This is a genomic window from Oleiphilus sp. HI0061 (genome assembly GCF_001635675.1).
Genome location: NZ_LWFE01000196.1, coordinates 1 through 883 on the forward strand (window position 1 = coordinate 1; position 883 = coordinate 883).

Annotated in this window: 2 protein-coding genes; one reads left to right on the forward strand and one right to left on the reverse strand. The window is 45.0% G+C overall.

Translation table 11 applies throughout. The annotated features are described in order from the left end of the window. The coding region (locus A3735_RS02310; RefSeq protein ID WP_255375121.1) for a HisA/HisF-related TIM barrel protein at nucleotides 1-210 on the forward strand (210 nt) is incomplete at its 5' end. A 114-nt stretch (nucleotides 211-324) separates the two neighbouring features. Here the strand turns inward: A3735_RS02310 and A3735_RS02315 are convergent. After that, the coding region (locus A3735_RS02315; RefSeq protein ID WP_197485612.1) for a CZB domain-containing protein at nucleotides 325-883 on the reverse strand (559 nt) is incomplete at its 5' end.

An 883-nucleotide genomic window follows, 5' to 3' on the forward strand; every position in this document is an offset into this window, starting at 1 on the left:
GACTTAGGCGTCACTAGGGCGATTACCGATGCTGTGTCTATTCCGGTTATAGCATCTGGCGGTGTGGGGAATTTACAGCACTTGGCAGATGGAGTTTTGGAAGGTGGCGCCGATGCTGTTCTGGCAGCAAGTATTTTTCATTTTGGAGAGTACAGCGTTCAAGAAGCCAAGGCACATATGGCCGATTGTGGTATTGAAATGCGCCTGTAGGTCTTAAGCGCGAGAAAGTTGTCTATTGTAGGCAGAGGGTTCAGGCGCACGATCAATTTCGTGCTAGCCCTCATGCGAGCCGTGGAAGGCGCTGCCTACAAAGCTTTTTAAATTCTATGCAACCTGATTAGATTCAGACTTGCTCTCAGGCTGGCAGTTGATCAGCATTAATGGTGCTTCGTTACCGTCTCTAAGAAAGCCTTCCACCACAAAGTCATCATTTTTACTTCTCATGATTCCATCTGCAGAGTCATCTCGACAAAATACTTTTTTGTTAAAGGTGACGATGTCGTTGATATTATCAAGACGTAAGGCTGTTACTTTGCCGCCAGTGCGCTCTACAAAAAGAATGATAGGACGGATGCTCGATAAGGCTCGCTCTTTGGTTAAATGGAACAGGTGGATCAATTCTGATAGCGTGGTTTGTCTTTCGGTGTTCAGAATCTTCATTGCTTCGTCGTGATCAGTCTGATTTAAGTTGAGTAAGGTTTCAGCTAAACCGTGTAACTTTTTATGGGGTTCATCAAAGCGCAGGAGGGCTTCTTTAAGCTCTTCAATATCTGTTTCGAACTGGTTGTACCACATGCCAAAAGCGCATTTGTTAGGGTCAAGCGCTTTAGTAAAGGGCGTGTTGTTTTTAAGTGATGACTCTAGTGCATCAAGCCAATCTCTA